The sequence below is a fragment of the Nocardia barduliensis genome, from assembly GCF_013315795.1.
Taxonomy (GTDB): domain Bacteria; phylum Actinomycetota; class Actinomycetes; order Mycobacteriales; family Mycobacteriaceae; genus Nocardia; species Nocardia barduliensis.
Window position 1 is genome coordinate 9,262 of sequence record NZ_JABLTE010000045.1, and the last position, 19,233, is coordinate 28,494.

Below are 19,233 nucleotides of genomic sequence, written 5' to 3' on the forward strand. Positions count from 1 at the left end.
GGTATCGGAGGTGTAATGCTCTCTCCGGCAAGCTTTTTCATTTTGTAGCGGCTGCGGCCCCGTCAGCGCGGCGCCGACGGTAAGACCGAGTGCACCACACCGACACGAGCCCTGTCGCATCCAGACTTCGGCAAGACAGGCGACACCACACGTGGGGGGAGGACTTACCTGTGGGCAGCGGCGACAAACAGACTCTCCCGGGCACTCGTGATCCGGGCGCCCGCTCTCCTCGGCCTAGGGAGACGGATTTCGGCGACCCGATGTTCCGTCAAAACGTGATCACGTCCCTCGAGGATGGACCAGGGCAGGTTGGGGAACGACAGGTTCGCGGGCTCGAGTGTCGGGCGAAGAAGTGGTGAGCAGTGAGGCGGAACTCGACGACCAGAACTCGACCGATTTGGACGTGCTCGCGGCCCATCTGGCCGGGCTCGGCGACCCACCGGTTCTCGATTGGGCGGACACAGCGCTGCCCGAGCGGTTGCGGAATACGCTCGCCACTTTTCCCGGGCGCAAGCTGGAGGGCATCGCGGGCTCCGGGCGACCGCAGATCGACCAGGGCCGTGCCGAGTTGACACTGGTCCTCACCTGCGCCGCGCAGGCCTGGCCTGCCGACGCCATGGTGGCCACCACTGTGCAGGCTGCGACTGTGACGGTTTCTCGCCGGGGCGAGGTCACGGTCACTCTCGACGGTCGGTTCGACGGAATCGCGGTGGTGGTCACGCTGAACACGGACAAGTCCGGCGGCCTGACCGCAGCGGTGCGGTCACAGAATGCCGGCGCGTTCACAGTCGACACGCTCGTGGGGACGCTGGCCGGGAACGATGCGTGGCGCGCGGTCGAGAGCGGACTGGCGGACCTCGGGCTGGAGCGCGCACTCGGACAGGTCACCGGTTTCGACTATCGCCTCGGGAAGGACTTGTCGGCCGAACCGGTCGGCTATGTGGTGACGTCCGCGGCGGTGGCCACCGCATTCACGCTGCGCGATTTCGTCTTGGACGTCGAATTGTGGTTGCCCGACCTTTATCTCACCGGCGGCCTGCACGAGCACGAACCGATCGGCGTCGCGCAGTTGCTGGGCTCCTTCGGCCTCCCGGTCACCCATGTGCCGACCGACCTGACCGTCGCCCAGTTGAACTTCGCCGTCGGCCTCGGCGACACCTATCGGATCACGACGACGCTCACCGGAGATTGGTCCATCGGCCACTTCACTCTGCAGGATGTGTCGGCTTCGATCGCCTACAACACCTTCGAGAAGTTCGTGGCCCGGTTCTCGGGCACAGCGAGGCTCGGATCGGTTCCCGTCGCCATCAGCGCGGCGAAGTCCTCCGGTGCCGCCGGCGGCTGGACCTTCGAAGGTGGGATACCGGCCAACGACGAACTCACGATGGGTGCGCTGCTCGAGCATATGGGTCTGACCGGAGCGCCCAAGCCGGTGGAAACCCTCGCGCTGAGCAGTCTTTGGTTTTCCTACACCACCGGCAGCGGCCGATTCGCCGCCAGTTGCCGGGGCGAACTGGAGATCGCCGACGGCATCACGGCATCGGTCGGCATCGCCATCACTCGCGACGAGACCGGTACGCGGTATGAGGGATCGCTGTCGGTGGGCGAGCTGGAGTTGGACCTCTTCTTCGATGCCGAGCGCGGCATAGACGCTTTCGTCGCCACCTATCGCAATGCCGACGGCGGCGCAGTCGCGTTGCGGGAGTGGGTAGCCGCCGTATCCACCGATCTGGCGGCGGATATTCCCGAGAGCTTGCGGGTCGGGTTGACCGATGCCAAGTTCGTGCGGGTGAAGCCGGCCGCCGGGCCTGCGGTATTCGCGGTAGGTTTCGACCTGTCGGCCGGTATCGATCTCGGCCAGCTGCCATTGATCGGGGGGTTCCTGTCCGAGGTGGGCACTCTCGGGGTGGACAACCTCCAGATCCTCTACAGTACCGCGGCTATCGATGCCACGACCAGCGCGGCGCTCGACGCGCTGCTCGCTCGCGCCAAGGTGGTGCCGCTGCCGAGCGGGGGCCTGACCAAGGGCCTCGCCGTGCAGGCGGTGCTGCGGATCGGTGCGAACCGGACACCGGTGGCGCTGGGCTTACCCGCCGCATCGTCCCAACGCTCGCCCTCCGGTACACCCTCGTCCGCTGCACCGACGCCCGATATGCCCACCGACCCGCCCGGATCGGGTCCGGCCACCCCGAATACCCCCGCACCGCAGAGCACGACGAGCGTGTGGCTACAGGTGCAGAAGCAGCTCGGCGTGCTGCACGTCAACCGCGTGGGCATGCTCTACCAGGACAACGCGCTGATGTTCGCGCTCGACGCCGCGGTCACTCTGGGGCCGCTGAAGTTGTCGTTCGACGGCCTGGCGGTCGGCTCACCGCTGGACAAGTTCGTCCCGACCTTCAGCCTGTCCGGGCTGGGCGTGGCCGTCGACACTCCGTCGCTGACGATTTCCGGTGGCCTGCTGCATGTTCCGAACCCGGCCGCCGGGATCGAGTTCCAGTACGACGGCACTGCGGTCATCGCCGGCAAGTCTTTCGCTCTTGCCGCGATCGGCTCGTATGCCCAGCTGACCGGCGGGGATCCTTCGCTGTTCATCTTCGCTCAACTGAACGCCGAGCTGGGCGAGCCGCCGGTGGTGGTCAGCGCGCTGATGGCTGGGTTCGGGTTCAATCGCGAGCTGGTCGTTCCCACCGCGCGAGAAGTGCCGAACTTCCCGCTGCTCGCCCTCAACGGACAGGGTCAGGAGCCCACCCACGTCCTCGACGTTCTGGAGGGCCGCGCCCAAGCCGCGCCGGGAAGTCCAGCGCGGCAATGGATTCCGCCGAGCAAAGGCAGTTACTGGCTGGGCGTCGGGGCGGAGCTCACTCTGTTCGAGGTGGTGAAGACCAAACTGATGCTCGTGGCGGAGTTCGGCCACGAACTGATCTTCACTCTGCTGGGCACCGCGACGCTGCAACTTCCGCTGGCCGGCCAGTCACCGCACACCTACGTCTATGCCGAGCTGGGACTGCAGGCGTCTCTGCGCCCCGCCCAGGGCACCCTGACGGCGCAGGCCCAGCTTTCCGACGCCTCCTATGTGCTGGTGAAAGACTGCCATCTGACCGGCGGATTCGCCGCCGCGGTGTGGTTCGGGTCCAATCCGAACGCCGGGCAGTTCGTCGTCACGCTCGGCGGCTACCACCCGAGATTCGACCGCCCGTCCTACTACCCCGTCGTGCCCCGGCTGGGTATCAGATGGGCACCGAGCACCGCGGTGTCGGTCGCCGCCGAAGCCTATTTGGCCGTGACACCGTCGTGCGCGATGGCAGGCGCCAGGCTGGATGTCGTCTTCCACGAGGGGCCGGTCCGGGCCTGGTTCACCGCTCACGCCGATCTCCTGGTGTCCTGGCACCCGTTCAGCTTCATCGCCGAGATCGGGGTGTCCATCGGTGCGTCGGTCCGCGTCGACGCGTTGTTCTGCCATGGGACGCTCAGCGTCACGGTCGGGGCCAGGCTCACCCTGTGGGGGCCGCCGACCGGCGGTTCGGTGACCGTGCACCTGGTCGTCTTCACCGTCACCATCGGCTTCGGCGCCGATCCCGACCAGGGGCAGACCACACCGCTGGACTGGGCGCAACTCGCGGGCATGCTGCCCAAGCGCGAGCAGGTGGTCACCCTCACCCCGGTGAGCGGTCTGGATACCACGGTGCCGGACATCGGCGCGGGTGAGCCCAGCAGCGGCGGCCGGCGGTGGCTGATGCGCGCCCGGGACCTGCGTTTCGTCACCGGATCCGCGATTCCCGCCAGCCAGCTGCGGATGGGCGACGAACTGGTGGAGACCGGCGCCGACATCGACGTCCGGCCTATGAATCAGACCGGCCTGGCGGGGATGCACCGGCTGAGCGTGCGGCACGGGGACCGGCCCGTCGAGGGCTGGACGGTCACCGCTCGAAGACAGAATCTGGCCGCGTCGCTGTGGGGCGCCCCGCCGGTTCCGTTCAGCCACCGGCCCGCGGAACCCAGCGCTGACACGGTTGCGGATCTGCTGGTCGGTTGCGCGGTGCAGGCGCCCCGGCCGGTGCTGGCGGCCTCGCGCGGGGTCTTCCCGCTGAGCGCGTATGACGCCGAGGAGATCCCACCCGGTCTGTCGCCGTTGCCACTGCATCCCGAACCGAACAGCGACCACGTCTTTACACCCGATCCAGCCGCCGTGCGGTTGATCGGCGACGTCGACACCGATCCGGTGCGAAGCCGACGCGAGCAGGTGTTCGCGGCGCTCGCCGACGCCGGACTGCTCACCGGTCCCAGCGACGGACTGGCGGAATTGGCCTCCGGCGTGGGTCACCTCTACAGCCAGGCGCCGATGATCCGGAAAGCGGGTAACCCGACATGAGTTCGAGCCCGGCCCATCCCGCGCGCGACTCCATCCCGGTCGGCGATATCGAACTGCACGACAACTACCTGCCCGGCGTGACGGCCGGCGACTACACCGTCGAGGTCACCCACGACTTGCAGGCGGGTCCGGACGGGCGGTCGATCATCACGGACGGGGCGTTGCGAGCGGTGCAGCAGTTCACCATCCGGGGCCCCCAGGTGGCGATCGACACCGGCGCGGTGCTCGCCACCCAGCCGCCGGACGGCGGCACCGGACGATTCGCCGAGGTCCTGCCCCATGTGGTGCTCGGTGACCCCATGCTGCCGTGGGAACGCGACATGGACGCCGCGCCAGGCACTCCGTGGCTGGCGCTGCTGGTGTTGACCGACGACCAACTCGTCGGTGCCACCGCGGACCCGACCCGGGCGCTCTCCGGGATCGTGCGGGATTTTCTAGCCTCTGACCCGGCGGTGCGCAAACCGGCTCTGGTCCTGGAGTCCGACATCGCGCCGGACGCGCCGTGCCGCTACATCCAGCTCACGGCGGAGGCGTTCCGGGCGGTCGTGCCCCGGCTGGACGAGGCGCGCTGGCTGACCCACTGCCGTGGCGCCAATACTGGCGACCGACCCATCCTGGGTATCCAAGAGGACGGATTGTTCTCCGTGGTCGTCGCGGGCCGCTTCCCGGCTGTGGGCCCGCCGGGGTCCGCCGACGCGGTCAAGAACATCGCGCACCTGGTCTCGTTGGAAGGCCACCAGCAGATTCTGACCGAGGATGCCGACTTCGGTGGTCACACGTCGGTGGCGCTGCTGTCGTTGTGCAGTTGGACGTTCTGGTGTCAGGCCGACCGCAGGATCGACTTTCGCGAACTCGCCGAGGGGCTCGCCCACGACCCGCGCTCGGGCACATCGGCCGCGCGCGAGCAGATGTGGTTGCGGCTGCCCAACCCCTACCCGCAGACGAATACCACCGACGCGCGAGGCCAGGTGGCACGGCGGATCGACGACGGCTACGCCCCGCTGCCGTATGTGACCCGGTCCGGTGAAAATACCTACGGCTGGTACCGCGGCCCATGCACGCCAGTCGTGCCGGTCGGCACGCCCCAGGCGATCACCGCCACCACAGCGGACGCCCTCATCGGCTACGACCCGGTCTGGGGAAGTTTCGATCTGTCGCTCGCGACCGCGTTCGAGACCGGCCGAGCGCTCGCCGTCGCCGATTCGGCATTCGCCCAACAGCTGACGAGTTTCAAACGTGCGGCGCGGACGCTGGTCGACACCCTGCACCACCGGGAGATCAGCACCCACCTCCCGGACGCGGATGACAGGCACTCGGGGGTCACGTCAGCGCGCGCGGCGTTCGGCGCGATGCTCGACGGCCGACTGCTCGCTGTGCTGGGTGCGCCGGCGCCCGCGCCGTCGCAGCCGTGGTCGCCGCCCACCCCCGATGCGCCGCCGAGCGATCCGGCACAGGCACTGGCGGAATTCCTCCGCTCCGCCGACACCCGGGCCGCGCTGGACCAAGCGCTGCGCGAGGCCCCGCTCGCCGACGAACTCGCCCCGGTCGTGACCTGGCTTGCACAACGGCTACTGCTGCACGGCATTCCGTTCACCCACCTGGTCCCCGATGAACGGATGCTGCCGCCCGAGTCGTTGCGCTTCTTCCACATCGATCACACGTGGCTGGACGCGCTGGTCTCGGGAGCGTTGAGCGTCGGTGCGCAGTCGAGCCGTGACACCGTCCAGGACCAGATCATCGGCGCCGCGGTCCGTGCTGCGGCAGCCACGCAGGCCACCACCCATCGCGACACGCTGCGAGCCGCCGAGTCACGTCCCTGTTCTGACGAAGAAACAGCGGCGGCACAACAGATCTCGGGCTTCCTGCTGCGATCGGCGATCGTGTCCGGATGGCCGAATCTCGCTGTGCGAGGCTACGATCCAGCGGGCGGGCTGCTGCGGATACTGCGGCTGGACCATCTGTCACCGACCGTGCTGCTGTGCTTGTTCGACGGGATCCCGCAGACGGTCGAGCTGGCCGAACCGCAGGAAGGGTTCCGGTTCGGCGTCGACGACGAGGGCCTCATCCCGCTGCGCAACCTGCGGGCGCACGACCTGCAACTGGGGGCGCCGTTCGACCCGGAGATCACCTTCCCGGTGCTCGACCATCTACGTGGCGACGACGGCTGCCGTGTGCTGGCGCCGAGTTCGCTGGTGGCCGCTCTCGGCCGGGCCCTCGACGCCGCGCACGGGACCTCCGTCGGCCCGATCACCCCGGCCGATCTGGCCCTGCAGATGGTCAGGGTTCCCGAGGCGATCCGCTTCACCGGCCCCGCCGATCAGACGAAAGGCCGGTGACCATGCGCCCTACCCTCGTCGTCCCGATCGCCCTCGACGCCCTCGTGATCACCTCGGCCGTCGTGGGCGAGAACACCTTTCGCATCTGGCCGCGGACCTACCGAGCTCTGGAGGACTACGCCAGTCCCGAACCCGACGCAGGCGACCGGCAGATCGAGGATTCGCAATTCGCCGCGCCGGGAGTCCATCTGCACTGGACACTGCCACGCGGGCTACGTCACGGTACGCAGGACCCGCGCACCGGGCGGCTGCGGTACCCGCTGGTCCCCAACCGCTGGCTGCTCACCCGTTTCAGCGGGACCCCCGACCGCCGGGTAAAGGCATGGGTGATCGAAAGCGACTGCCCGCACAGCACCTACGCCCGCCGGCAAGGACACGACGCGGTGCACTCCAGCGACTTCCTGGTCGACCAGAACACCGTCGACGCCTGGAAGGCCAGCGCCGACCCGTACCGCAATCAGGTCAAACCACGCAAGCCGGAACCGGGCTTCTACCAGCTGCCCATCGGGCTCGCCTTTTCCGCCGACACCCCCGGGGCGTGGTCCGAACGCGCGGGTGACGATCGGCTGTTCCTGACCGCTATGGGTCCGGGTGACCCGTATTTCCCCACCTACGTCCCGCACAACAACAACGTCATCTCCTTCATCGACGACCTCACCGACCTCGCCGACGCGGCAACCCTCGGCTATCACCTCGTCGGCTGGTACTCCCACCCCGACGCTGATGTGCTGGCCCCGCCTTCCGGCACCTCCTACGCCGAGGTGCTCGCGCACCTGGGCTGGCAGGATCCGCGCCTGACCGGAGACCCCCGCCACGACGGCGCGGTCGAACCGGCCACCCGCAGCCTTTACACCGGCCAGGTGCTATCCGTCGCCTGGGACCCCGACGCCACCACCGCGCCGTCCGACGACCCGCTGCGCCGCATCCGCGAGGACGGCAGGATCGACGTCGCCATCGCCAACACCACCGAGGACGCCTTCGCGGCACTATCCGGTCGCGCGCTGGCGGTCGCCGGTCACTCACCCACCGCCGCCGACATGCAGTTGCTGCGGGCCTTCCTGCACGGTCTGCTGCCGCTGGCCGACGAGAAGGGCGGTGACGCCCGGATTCGACGCCGCATCCACGGCGGATGGTTCGCCGCCTCCGCGGGCGGCCACCGTTGGACCGTGACACCCCCGCCTGCCGCGAACGACGCCCCGCAGTCGTTCACCGCACCGGTGTGGCTCGACATTCTCAACACCGATCAGCGCGACCTGGACACGCAGCTCGGCGAATTGACCTCGCTGCAATGGCGATTGAACGCGCTGTGGCTCAAGAACGGCATCTACGCCAATCTGCTCGTCCCGCCGGGCGACGCACCCGACCAGCAGCAAATGCAGGCCCATCTCGACCCTGGCATCGACGGTTCCCTGGCCCAGCGGGTGCGCCACAAGACCGCCGCGGTCCGCGACCAGGCCGCCAAGGTGCCCCAGCCCGACCCCGGCGGCACGCCTGCCGAAGCACAGGACGCGCTGCAGACCTCGATCACCGCCTTCGCCGCAGCCAAGGGTCTGCCGCAGGGTGCCACCCTCAAGGCGATACCCGCAAATCCCTTCTGGCAGAGCAACAATCCGGTCGTCACCCTGTCAGGGGTGCTGCCTCCCCCGGACACCGCCGACGCCGACCAGCCGCTGCCGGTGCGGCCGGTCACCGCCGACACCTCCAGCCTGATCGCCGCCGTCACGATAGACGGCACACCGATCACCGTCACCCCCGGTCACGCACCGATGCCCGAAATCCCCACCAGCGCCTCGTTTCCGGACCTGCTGGGTGCGTTGCTCGCCGAATTCTTCCTGCTCGATCCAGACAATGCCGCCGCCCTGGCAACCGCCACGGGCCTGCCCGCCGACGACGTGAGCGCGACCCTCACCGCGCACCGGACCGACGACTACACCGGCACCCTGCCCGCCCTGGGCCTGACACCTTGGAGTCAGCCCTGGCAGCCGGTGTTCATGGAATGGAAGGCGGCCTATCTCCCCATCCCCTACAGCGTCGGCGCCCAGCGCTGTTGGAGTTTCGACGGCACCGACTACCGCTTCACCCCCGGTGCCACCCAGTTGCGGTACTCCCTGGACGACATCGTCGAGATCGGCGGGATCTCGGGCCTGAGCCCGCACCCCCGGTCCCTGTTCGCCGACCGCCTGGAGAAGTACGTGGCCGACCACGGCACTCCCGATCAGGCCGACCGGTTGGACGGGTGGCTGGCCGATATCGGCGACTGGAATTTCCTGGCCCAGGAACTGACCGGGTTCAACGAACGCCTCGCCGCCCGCGATATCCGCGCCTCCCGCCGCCCGACACCCAACGACGAGGACTTCCCCCACATCGCCGGGCTCGCCGGATATTCGGACGCCGCGACCGAGAACAGCCTGCCCGCCCGCTACCTCGACCGGGTCCACAGCGTCCCGTACCTGCCCGCCGGAAGCGACCCGAAGTTCCAGGAGATCCGGCAAGGGCAGATCTACCTGTCGCAGCTGTTTCTCTACGACAAGTTCGGCCGGGTGCTCGACGTCGTAAACTCCGACACCGAATACGGTGGGCTGCACGATCACCGGAACTTTCCGCTGGTCGTCGATGATGCCTTCGCCCCCGCGACCTCGCTCGCCCCGAAGGTCGCGGCCGTGGCCCAGTTGACGCCGCGTCCCCTGCAACCGGCGCGGCTGGACTTCGATCTGCTCGACGGTATGACCGCCCGCCGCATCGTCGGCACCGGGGCCGAGGCCAGCCCGATCGGTGGGTGGCTGTTACCCAACCACCTCGACCGCAGCTTGTTGCTCTACGACCCCACCGGCTTACTGCTGGGCACCTACCGGCTGGTCAGCACCCGCGACGGGCAAATCGGACAGTGGGAACCGCCACCCGACGGCACCATCACCGGTCTCGACGAGGTAGCCGCGCGGGCACCGGTCGTGGCCGGGCTCCTCCGCTCCTCACGGCTCGCCGCCGCGGCGAACTTCACGGCCTTCCTCGATGCGATCGACTCCACCTTGTGGACCACCGACCCGCTCGGTGCCCGCGCCGACAAGAACCTGTCGGTCCTCATCGGACGGCCGCTGGCGCTCGTACCCGCGCAACTTCGACTGTGCCTGGACGGTCCGCCGCTGTTCGACACCGGCTGGGCCGCAACCCTCGAACCGCCACAGCCGCAATTCACCGCCTACCAGTTCGCGGTCCGGCTGGGCGACCAGCATGCCCGTGACGACGGCCTCATCGGTTATTTCACCGCCGACCGGCCCGGCGCTTATCAATTCGACCGGTTCAACAGCGTGACCGCACCCGACGACCGGCAGGACTTCGTCACCCAGATCGGCCCGCTGGGGCCCGGCGAGGCGCCATCGAACGCCAACTACCTCCAACTGACCTTCGGCGACCCGGCTCCGACCGCGCTCCTGCTGCTGATGGACCCGCATGCGAGCGTGCACGCCGTCACCGGCATCACGCCCACCGCCGAGGTCGCCGTCGCGGCCGACCATCGAGATACTCCGCTCGCCCATATCGAGGCCCTGTTCCGCTTCGGGCCCATCCTCACCACCTGCCACGGTCAAGGCACGGGTGACGGATCCATCACCTTCCCACGGCCCGCCGAAAAGCACGGCGGCTGGACCTGGTTGCATCCCGCGCCGGGGCACACCCCTTGGACCTCCTACACGCTGGCACCGACGACACCGAACGCCCAGTTCCCGGACGACCCCACGACACTCCAAGACGGCCTGCTCCGGTTCACCACCAACCTCGACGACAACCCCGACCCCACCTGAGAAGAAGGGCGCACCCATGACCGAGCAGCCACTGTTGAACTTCCAGCCCTCGACCAGCCCGTCACCACTACAGGCCGGAACCAAGGACACCCCCGGTCACGCCCGCATCGTCATCGCCGTCACACCCCGCAGCCAACCGGTCTACTGCGAAGAGATCCAGATCGCCGTTCCCAGCGAGTCCGATGGCGGCGCTCCCTACTTCACGGCCAAACCGACCTGTTCGTGCACCCCCGAGGGCAAATGGGAGGTCTTCACCGCTGCGGCGGCGGAAGAGGAAGGCGCCAGAGGTCCCTATCAGTTCACCTTCAAGAACACAGCCACCGACGATGATGACGACACCGATCTCATCGACTACCCGATGAGCATCATCCTCACCGGCCCCCTCGGAACTCCCACCGGCACACTCACCTGCACCATCGGCGAAAAATCCACCGACGACAACGAAAAGCGCCACAAGCTCCGACAGAGCAAAGTGGACATGCTCGTGGAACCGCAGCCTTTCTACCTGCGCAACTTCATCACCCACAGCCCGAGCAGAACCTCGGTTCCGCAAACCAGATTCACGGCAGGAGACCGGGTCGATTTCACCTGGGAAAGCAACGGCACGTCCTTCACGCTCTACGACGGCGACGGCACCGTGCTCTACGCAGGTACCGACACTCACGTCACGCTCCCCGACGGCGCCGCCGACACGGGGCGCGCGTTCGCCCTCACCAGCGACACGACCTTCACGCTCGTCGCCGAGTACACCGCCCACGGTTTCGAACCCACCTACCTGAATGCCCTGGTACCCGTCACCGTCACCAACCCGACCGTCGCCGCACTGACGGTCAACGGATCTCTCGCGGCCAAAAGCGATCTCAACGTCTCTGACGGCCTCGTCGTCCAAGGTGATCTGCAAGTCCACCGGACGGCCACGGTCGATCAGCAACTGACCGCCACGGGAGGAATCTCCGGTGGTTACAACGCTCTCGCCATCCGCAACGGGCTCAACGTCTACGGCCAGACCACCCTGAACTCCGACTGCGATGTCAACGGGTTCCTCTCCGCCAGAGGCGATTTCAGCGTCTCCAACGGTGGCACCGAGAAACTGACCACCAGCGGCACCAACGGCCTCCGGGTCGATGGCGACCTGACCTCCGAGGGCAAAGGAGTCGTCCGCTACGGCGATGACGTCGCCATCACCGGTGGATGGGGCGGCCAACGGTTGTATGTGAGCGATTTCAATCGACCGGACAACGACAACTGGCACGTCTACGCGATGCGTGCGGGCTACGGCGTGTCCTTGTCCACCTGGAAGATCGAACGCGACTGACCACACCGGATCCGGATCGATCACCATCGGCCGCTACAGCCGATCGGGTGCCCCTGATCAGCGCGAGAACCGCGGTCGGGGGCAGGCCGCCGAACTGGCCGCCGCTCGGCAGATCGCTAGGGTCGCCACCTAGCACCGGCGACGCCCAAGACCTCGGCGGCCTGTCCCTCGGACACCTGGGCACCTTGCCATTGCAGTGAGTCGGCGCCCCCAGCGGCCTTCTTGGTGTAGTTCTGCCAATCGGTGACCACATCCGCAAACGGCGGGGTCTTCCGTTGCCCGTCGCCCCATTCGAACGCAGAGTCGAGGCGGAGGGTTTGCGCTATCCCACCTTCCAGGTTGTCTCGAAATTTCTGACAGAACAGGTCGAACCGCGCCATCTCCGAAGTCATCCTGGCAACAAGATGGAAAGCCGCCGTCGCACCGTCGATGCCATCAGCGAGTTGCTGCGGGCGCTGCACCAGCCGAGACAAGTAGTTGTAGAGAACATCGAGACTTCGGAAAAATATTTCGAGGTTCAGCGCAGGATCGGCGGCAACACCACCGTATTCCGACGGGATATGAGGACCTCTGGCCCGGCCACCCCGGTACAACGCGCGAGGCGGCAGCTTTCCCAGCTGATTCTCTGTCCAGCCGGTCCTCTCTTCCCCCGACCATGCCGCCATGAACGACCAGTCACGCTCGATCGTCCAGCCTCGCAGATAGAGGTTCTGCCTCTCGAAGCACAATCGAATAATCGGATCGTCACTATCCGTGACCAGATACTTCGAGTACGCCAACCTGATGGCAACCCACATGAACCTCTCGGCTCCGGCGGTATAGCTGTTGTACTCAGCACGCAAGTGTTCGATCATCGCCATGTACGCCTTGGGACCGAACCCGCATTCCCGCAACGCCCAATCGTCATCAGGGCTACATCTCACCATGTCCGGCCTCGCCGACCAGCTCCACCGATCATCCGGCCGCCACCAGCCCATGCACTCCGCAGCGACACCACCACTGAGCCGACCCGCTTGTCTGCGACGATGACCGCGCGAGAAACGAAACACGTTACCAGAGAGGACATCTCACCCCCATAGACCAATATGACGACAAGTCTGCACAGCCATCGCAGGAGGGTCAAGAACACGAAGCCCAACCCCCATCCCACCCGGATGCTCCAGCGACCGCGGTACCGAATTCAGCCCCGCTTGATGGCCCACCACCTCGACGCAGTGGACGGCTCCCTGACGTACCGCCGCGGCTTCCCAGTCGTCGATGTTCGGACAGGCAGCGCAGTCAGCACGCGGACCGCCGTCCGGATCGAAAGTCGTGACGCCGCAGGTGGTTCGTAGCCGAGCTTGGTCACGACATCATCCCGGTGGGTCACATCCCGCAGGACACCAGTCGCGATCCGTCCGCCGCATGCCCCCGGAACAGTCGTGTGTCCGGGTTGTCGTGGCCGACGATGTCGAGGCGCTGGATGACCGATGCCGGAATTCATAAGGTCGTGTTAACGATTTTCCAGGTGGGGTCCGCGATATTGCTTCCGGCACAGCGGAATCAGCGAGACGGGAATCCATGATGACAGATGACTTCGAGCACCTCGATCACGCGAATCGAGACGTCGGCGGCGACAGGGACTCCCACCCAACGGACGCAGCAGCCCCGGCTGCCGTGCCGACGCGGCGGGTAGGCGTCATCGTATGCATAGTGGTCGCGGTGCTGTGTTCGCTCATCGCCGCGGCCCTCGATCCGCACCACGAAGACGACCACGATCGGTGGTCGCGGTATCAGGAGTGCATCAGCCAGGAGCAGGCTCGCATCGCCCGCGAGGGCAGCCTCCTGCAAGCCCACGACTTCTGCGACCTCTACCCTGGCCGCTAGCCCGGCGATCGCCACGCGTTCCGCGCGGCGCCGTTTCCTCTCTTCTCGAGCGGCGGTCCCGGTCAGTCCGGTACGACGACGGCACGGGTGCGCCCTTGATGCGCCCAGGCCTCGCCGACCCGGCTGAGCGGGTAGTCGGTGTATGGCGCGTCGAAGGTGCCGTCGGCGAACCTGGCGAGGACCTCGGGAAGCTCGGCGATCATCGCGGCCTTCGATACCGAACCGGCGCCGCTGCCGCTGATCCGGATCCGCCTGCTGCGCAGCAGCGCCGCGGGCAACGCCGCCTCGGTTCCGGCGAGCGAGCCGATCTGCACGTAATCGATCGTCGTGCTGTCGTCGTCCGTGCCGCGCTTCTCCAGTGCGGCGAAGGTGGCCTCGGCGACCGGTCCCCAGACGAAGTCGAGCACGAGCGTGGGCTGCGCCTCGGCGACAACGGCGGCGAGGGTGGCAGGTCCGGCGCCGGGTGTGGCGGCCGCGAGCGGAACGGTGACGGCGCCGAGGCCGCGCAGTCGTTCCAGCGCCTCGTGGTCGCGCCCGGCCGCGATGACCTGTTTCGCGCCGAGAGATATCGCCGCCCGCACGGCCAGGCCGCCTGACATGCCGGTCGCCCCGAGCACCAGCACTGTGCCGAGTTCGCCCGCCTCCTTGAGGTGGGTCATCAGGGGCATCCAGCCCGACAAGGCGGGGTTCACGCCGGCGGCGGTCGCGAGCGGATCGGTCCCGGCGGGCAGCTCCACCTCGAAAGGAGTGACCAGTCGTTCGGCCATCGTTCCCCACGGCGGCCGGGCGAGGCCCGTATAGACCAGCCGTCCGTCGTCGGTCCGGGCCACGGCGTCGACGCCCGGCACGAGGGGGTAGGCGTGGTCGCTGCCGTAGTGGCGGCCGGAGGCCAGCCCGCGGACGACGTGGTGCAGACCCGCGCCTACGAGTCTCAGCGGCGCCCGGCCCGGCCGCTGTTCCGGGTCGGGAAAGTCCGCGCATACGGGTGTGGCTCCTGGGGCGTTGACGACTGCAGCACGCATGACAAGCTCCTTAACTAAGTTAGGTCGACCGTGCCACCTACCCTCCCTGAACTTTGTTAAGGTGTCAACCGTGGCAAAGGGCATCACCCGGGAGCGGATCGTGGCGGCGGCGCTCGAGCTGCTCAACGAGAAGGGCATGGACGCGCTCACCGTCCGCGCGCTCGCCTCCCGGCTCGAGGTGAAGGCCCCGGCGCTGTACTGGCACGTCCGCAACAAGCAGGAACTGCTCGACGAGATGAGCACGTTCGTGATGCGCCGCGTCACCGGCGCCCTCTCGGCGATAGCTTCCGGCGCCGACTGGCGTGACGACGTAGCCGCCTACGCCCGCGTCTTGCGCACGGAATACCTTCGCCACCGGGACGGCGCGCGCATCTTCAGCGGCACGCGCTTCTCCGACCCCGACGTGGTGAAGACGAAGGAATCCTGGCTCGCGCGCTTGACCGCGGCCGGGTTCTCGTTGGCGGAGGCGGACGATGCCCTCGACCTGGTCACCGCGTTCGTGGTCGGCTTCGTCATCGAGGAACAGGAGCGCAGCCAGCCGGCCGACGCCGCCCCGGCCCGGTACTCGCTCGTCGAACGCGATGCGTGGCTGGGGGAAGGCGCCGATCTGGTCAAGGCCGCCGGGCACCTCCGCGACGACGGTGACAGCAGGTTCGAACGCCATCTCGGCGTCGTCCTCGACGGGCTCGCGGCCCGGTTGCGCTGACGGCCCCGGCCCGGTTGCCAGACCGTACCCGCCGAAACTGCTGTGCGCGGGCCTCACCGGCGGTCAGCGACACGGAAGCCCCTGCGGTGTTGTCTGCGAAACAGGGGGCCACTAACTGGTCGGTGCCGATGGCTGCCCTGGTTCACTCGAAAGAGGTGAATCGGTAGGGCTCGGATGTTCCTACAGTCGACCATGTGGCCTTGGCTGCTCGGCCAGGAGTCGCATCAGTAGCCGGGGCTCCGCTGGATCTGCGGCGGAGTCGATCTGCGTGGCGCAATCGCTCATCTCATGGCATATCCAGCCCCGAGAGGATTCGACTATGACGACGTATGCACCGGTCACCATCCAGCAGGCGCAGTTCCCGATCGTCGAATCGTTCACCCAGGACACCGTGACCAACCCGCACTGGCAACTGCTGGGTAGCGCGCGGCTGAACGACGGCAGCCTGGAACTCACCCCCAACCTCAATTCCCAAGCGGGGACGGCGTTTCTCGATCAGCCGTTCTCCTCCACGCTCGGCGTCACCATCGACTTCGACTACTCCTGCGAGGGAGCAGTCATGCTCGGCGACGGCTTCAGCGTCTACCTGATCGACGGCGCGCACACCACCCAGCCCGGCGGAATCGGCGCCGCACTCGGCTACTCCGTCACCAAGTCCTCGCCCGGGCAGATCGTCGCGCCGGGAGTCACCGCAGGGTTCGTGGGCGTCGGTTTCGACAACCACGGGAACTTCGCCACGCCGCTGGCCGGTACGGGAGGCGGCGCGCAACGGCCGAACACCGCCGGGGTGCGCGGAGCCGGCAATCTTCGAGAAGGGTTCGGTTGGCTCACCGGCGTTCAGGTGCCAGGTGGATTCCGGGCGGATTGGGAGCGCGGCGCCCATATCCAGGTCTCCGTCATCGGCGGTCGGCTCACCGTTCGCCACGCCGACAGAACCAACCCGAACGGAACCCTGCTCATCGACAACTTCGATCTCGCCGGCGCCGACGGTCAGCCCCCCGTGCCCGAGACCTTCAAACTGGGCTTTGCAGCCGGAACCGGCGCAGCGACCGCCTACCACCGGATCAGGAACCTCAAGGTGACCCTGCCCGCGGAAATGCCTCTGGAGATCAGCGGCCCGCAGACCGCGGAGTCGGGACAGCGGATCACCTACACCATCGGCGTGCAGAATCGCGGCCCCAACGACGCCCCCGACGCCCTGTTGGAGGGGGCGATCCCGACAGAACTGACCGATCTGGAGCTGACCTGCCAGGCCGAGAACGGCGCCGTCTGCGGCACCGGTTCGGTCCGCGACGGCTTACACATGCCGATCGACCTGCCCAAGGGCAGCAAGGCGACCATCACCCTGGCCGGCACCATCGACCCGCAGTACGAGGGCCGACTCACCTGCACCAGCCTCATCACCTCGCCTTCCCGCGCCAATACCGCCGAACGGCACTCCGGCTCGGTCACCACCGAGGTCGATCGGCCCCCCGTTACCGTCTCCCCCGTGATCGTCGGGCAGTGGCCCCAGACGTGGCCCGAGGACGCGAAGGGCTGGGTCATCAGCTACGACCTCACTTTGGCCGCCCACGAGCAGCGGGTGGTGTGGTGGGAGATCCGCTTCGACGTCCCGGCACGAACCCGCATCAATCCCCAGCAGACGCAGTGGTACAGCGTGATCGACGACGGCACCGACGGATCGGTCGTCATCGCCACGCCGGATGACACCCACACCATCGAGCCCGGCACACCCCTGACCGTCGCCGTTCAACTGCTCTACCCGTCCCAGCACGAGGCCGGTGACGGCACCCTGCGCAATCTCCACGCCACCGAGGTAACCAGCCCATAGCGCGCGATATCCGACCGCTCACTCGGAGCCGATGTCCGTCGAATCCGCAGGGACCTGGCGAGCAGGTCGAGCAGTCGATCGGACTCGAATCGGAAAGTCGAAAGTTGAGCCGAACAGCGTCAGGATGGCGCGAGAACCACTTCATCCTGGCGCTGTTCGCACCGTTGTCGGGCTGCGCCTCAGGTAGACGGATACGCGGCCGACTCCGTCGGGGGCGTCTCACAACCCGGGCTGGCCCGGTCACCCCGAGTACTCGTCCGGGGGTTGATCCGTGATGGGGGTTGCAGCGGAACGGATCATTCCGCTATGTTTAACGGAACAAAGTATTCCGTTCCGAGGAGTAGTCATGAACGCCATCCACCCCTTCCGCGTCGAGGTTCCCCAGGCCGATCTGGATGATCTCCGCGACCGGCTGAACCGGGCCCGCTGGACCCCTGCCCTGCCCGGCGCGAACTGGAGCCGCGGGGTGCCGGTGGACTACCTGCGCGAGCTGGTCGCCTACTGGGCGGGCGAATTCGATTGGCGACAGGCCGAATCCGAGCTCAACCGGTGGCCGCAGTTCACCACCGAGATCGACGGCCAGACCATTCACTTCAAGCACATCCGCTCCGCTCGCCCCGGCGCGCAGGCGCTGCTGCTGCTGCACGACAACCCGGGCGGGGCCATGGGCCTGCTCGACGTGCTCGAGCCGCTCTCCCGCGACTTCCACCTCGTGGTGCCCTTCATGCCCGGGTTCGGGTTCTCCACGCCGCTGGCCGACACCGGCTGGACCGTCCCGCGCACCGCGGCCGCGATGGCCGAACTCATGACCCGCCTGGGCTACGAGCGCTTCGGCGCGCACGGCGGCGGTGGCGGCGCGAACCTGTCCCTCGAACTGGGCCGCCAGATCCCCGAGCGGCTGATCGGCCTGCACGTCAACGCCTACGTCGCCATGCCCGACGAGAGCGCCGGTGAGTTCACCGACACCGAAAAGCAGCGCATGGCCACCATCGACGCCTTCATGCGCGACGGCATCGGCTTCAACATCATCATGTCCACCCGCCCGCAGACCCTCGCCCACGGCCTCAACGATTCCCCCATCGGCCTGCTCGCCTGGGTGGTGGAAAAGTTCAAGGAGTGGAGCGACCCGCAGGCCGAGCTGCCCGAGCACGCCATTTCCAAGGACCGGATGCTCATCGACGCGAGCGTCCAATGGTTCACCGGCACGTCGGGTTCCATCGCGCAGAGCTACCACGACTTGGCGCACGACCCCATGACCTGGGCGCCCAAACAGCGCGTCACCGTCCCCACCGCCTTCGTGGTCGCCGCCGGTGACGTCACCATCCGCCGCTTCGCCGATCGCGACACCACAGTCGCCCGCTGGACCGAGTTCGACAAGGCCGGTGCCTACATCGCCCTCGAGCAGCCCGCCCTGCTCGTCGAGGACATCCGCGCCTTCTTCGAAAACCGCTGAACTCGATCCTGATTCCCCCGGCCGCCGCTGCACTGCGGCGGCGGCCTACGGTACTTGCTGATCGAATCCGCTGTCGACATCACGCGGCCCGCAGCGGTCCGGCGAACGTCTTGCGCAATGACGACGGGCCGACCAGCGGCAGCAGCGTCGCCAGGATCTTGCCCTTGAACGCCTGCGGAGTGCGGGTGAGTTCGACATCGACGCGGCTGCCCAACGCGTCGGGGGTGGCGCGGAAGACCCCGCCGCCGCCCGCGCCGAAGAGTTTGGAGTCCAGCGTGGTGATAGTGACGGTGTCACCGGCGGGATCCCATTCGTAGCGGGCGCGTTCCCAGGCGGCGGCGGTGCCCTCGGTGACCTCGGCCCAGGTGTCGCCGCGGTCGTGGATTTCGAAGTGCTCGGCGTCGATGCTCGGCCACACCTCGGCGCGGGCGGGTCCGAAGTCGGTGAGTACCCGCACGACCTCGGTGGGAGTCAGGGTGGACTGGAGGTGGAAACGTACCGTAGTCATGGGACCACCTTCGCCGCCGCGACCAGCGCG

At 67.6% G+C, this 19,233-nt stretch carries 11 protein-coding genes; 8 read left to right on the plus strand and 3 right to left on the minus strand.

The window, feature by feature from the left end; all coding sequences use genetic code 11:
* Window positions 1-355: 355 nt before the first annotated feature.
* From HOV91_RS20275 to HOV91_RS20290, 4 genes are read left to right on the plus strand one after another with little or no spacing between them, the layout of a single operon-like run.
* The gene (locus HOV91_RS20275; protein ID WP_174186983.1) at window positions 356-4,369 is read left to right on the plus strand and encodes a DUF6603 domain-containing protein; all 4,014 of its coding nucleotides are present in this window, start codon (window positions 356-358) and stop codon (window positions 4,367-4,369) included.
* On the plus strand, window positions 4,366-6,705 hold the full coding sequence (locus HOV91_RS20280) for a hypothetical protein (RefSeq protein ID WP_174186984.1): 2,340 nt from the start codon (window positions 4,366-4,368) through the stop codon (window positions 6,703-6,705). Before HOV91_RS20275 ends, HOV91_RS20280 begins: the two co-directional genes overlap by 4 nt.
* Window positions 6,702-10,502: a hypothetical protein gene (locus tag HOV91_RS20285; RefSeq protein WP_174186985.1), complete on the plus strand. Its 3,801-nt coding sequence runs from the start codon at window positions 6,702-6,704 to the stop codon at window positions 10,500-10,502. The genes HOV91_RS20280 and HOV91_RS20285 overlap by 4 nt, the downstream gene beginning before the upstream one ends.
* 16 nt (window positions 10,503-10,518) lie before the next feature.
* Window positions 10,519-11,817 (plus strand): hypothetical protein, encoded by a 1,299-nt coding sequence (locus HOV91_RS20290; protein WP_174186986.1) that lies wholly within the window; start codon window positions 10,519-10,521, stop codon window positions 11,815-11,817.
* Between the two features lie 116 nt (window positions 11,818-11,933).
* On the opposite strand, the gene HOV91_RS20295 is transcribed toward HOV91_RS20290, so the two are convergent.
* Window positions 11,934-12,677 (minus strand): hypothetical protein, encoded by a 744-nt coding sequence (locus tag HOV91_RS20295; RefSeq protein WP_174186987.1) that lies wholly within the window; start codon window positions 12,675-12,677, stop codon window positions 11,934-11,936.
* Between the two features lie 841 nt (window positions 12,678-13,518).
* Here HOV91_RS20295 and HOV91_RS20300 point away from each other — a divergent pair.
* Window positions 13,519-13,683, plus strand: a complete 165-nt coding sequence (locus HOV91_RS20300) for a hypothetical protein (RefSeq protein WP_174186988.1) — start codon at window positions 13,519-13,521, stop codon at window positions 13,681-13,683.
* A 62-nt stretch (window positions 13,684-13,745) separates the two neighbouring features.
* Here HOV91_RS20300 and HOV91_RS20305 read toward each other — a convergent pair whose 3' ends face one another.
* Window positions 13,746-14,705, minus strand: coding sequence for a quinone oxidoreductase family protein (locus tag HOV91_RS20305; RefSeq protein ID WP_217440827.1), 960 nt, complete (start codon window positions 14,703-14,705; stop codon window positions 13,746-13,748).
* A 70-nt stretch (window positions 14,706-14,775) separates the two neighbouring features.
* Between HOV91_RS20305 and HOV91_RS20310 the strand changes: the two genes are divergently transcribed.
* From HOV91_RS20310 to HOV91_RS20320, 3 genes are all read left to right on the plus strand, one after another.
* Entirely contained in the window at window positions 14,776-15,411 is a 636-nt protein-coding gene (locus HOV91_RS20310; RefSeq protein ID WP_174186989.1) for a TetR/AcrR family transcriptional regulator C-terminal domain-containing protein, read from the plus strand.
* Window positions 15,412-15,730: 319 nt separating this feature from the next.
* The gene (locus tag HOV91_RS20315; protein ID WP_174186990.1) at window positions 15,731-17,242 is read left to right on the plus strand and encodes a DUF11 domain-containing protein; all 1,512 of its coding nucleotides are present in this window, start codon (window positions 15,731-15,733) and stop codon (window positions 17,240-17,242) included.
* 346 nt (window positions 17,243-17,588) lie between these two features.
* Complete coding sequence (locus tag HOV91_RS20320; protein ID WP_174186991.1) at window positions 17,589-18,695, plus strand: epoxide hydrolase family protein; 1,107 nt, start codon at window positions 17,589-17,591, stop codon at window positions 18,693-18,695.
* A gap of 79 nt (window positions 18,696-18,774) precedes the next feature.
* Here HOV91_RS20320 and HOV91_RS20325 read toward each other — a convergent pair whose 3' ends face one another.
* Window positions 18,775-19,203, minus strand: coding sequence for a hypothetical protein (locus HOV91_RS20325; RefSeq protein WP_174186992.1), 429 nt, complete (start codon window positions 19,201-19,203; stop codon window positions 18,775-18,777).
* Window positions 19,204-19,233 lie beyond the last annotated feature (30 nt).